The sequence below is a fragment of the Sphingomonas sp. genome (genome assembly GCF_003248515.1).
Lineage (GTDB): Bacteria > Pseudomonadota > Alphaproteobacteria > Sphingomonadales > Sphingomonadaceae > Sphingomonas_I.
Window position 1 is genome coordinate 1 of record NZ_QFOB01000038.1, and the last position, 1,039, is coordinate 1,039.

A 1,039-nucleotide genomic window follows, 5' to 3' on the forward strand; every position below is an offset into this window, starting at 1 on the left:
GGCCACCCTACTCACCCCATAATTTGCATTGCGTTTTATCATTTCAAACAACAACCCTGAGAAAATCCTCACATCACCAGGTCAAATTTTGGAAGAACCGGCCCCTGTTTTCCACCATGAAATCACGAAACGCCGGAACAATTCCGGATCGATCGGAGTGACGAATTCCGTGCATCACTCCCAACCCTTCCGGGTACACGTCAGTAGAGAACATCATCAAGTAATGAATGCGCCTCTTTCGGATTGTTGAGCTTGGGTTGTCGTGCACTGAAAATGCGTTAATCGCTGCTTTGAATGCCGCGCAGCTTTCTTCCCGCGCCGCTTTCATTTCGTCCACTGACATGCCCGCATTAAGTTCTTTTCCATAAAACAATGTGTATGTTCCCATTACTTTCTCCTGCGTTAGTTTAGATTTGCCTTCTTACTTATTTCATTGTGTCTTCAGCCATTGCAATTCAAATGAATTTTCATTTCATCCGACCTCACTCATACCCACTGCATAGACCTTCGCGTACTCCTCAGCGAAATCACAGAAGTCCTTTTTGAGTTGTTTGTTGACGGTGCCAAAGAGTTCCTGACTGCCACCAATCCACTCCAAACACACGCCCTTCTCGCTGGTGAAAACACACAAGCACGCTTCAAACAGCTTGCGAACCTCATCGAAGTCGTAGTTTGCAACATCAAACTCCGTCAAGGTCTCGGCAGCAAATGTATTAAGGCGACACAACAGAACGCCCGTAGGCCGTCCTTCGCGCGCGAAATGCATTTCCACAATCGATGTAGTGACAAGTTTTTTAAGATCATTTTCACGGTCAGTTGATGAGGCAAGGTCCGATGCGAGGGCTGCGAGTGGGCCAAATCCAATGACAACGATTGCTTCGTGGGCGGGGTTAATGGCGTAATCCAACATTGATATTTCCTTTCGGTCACCGCGTCGTTGCGGCAAACAAATGTTGATCCCGGATGGATTTATTTGCGACAAAAAAAAAGCCCCCAAATTGGGGGCTGCAAAGGACTGCAAAGGACAACTAGGGACTGG

At 47.4% G+C, this 1,039-nt stretch carries 2 protein-coding genes; both read right to left on the reverse strand.

The features are described from left to right. Positions 1-73: 73 nt before the first annotated feature. Positions 74-388 carry a hypothetical protein gene (locus DI605_RS21460; RefSeq protein WP_293977832.1) on the reverse strand — a complete coding sequence of 105 codons (315 nt, stop codon included), beginning with the start codon at positions 386-388 and terminating at the stop codon, positions 74-76. Between the two features lie 84 nt (positions 389-472). After that, on the reverse strand, positions 473-1,039 hold a 567-nt coding region (locus DI605_RS21465), incomplete at its 5' end, for a hypothetical protein (protein ID WP_293977834.1).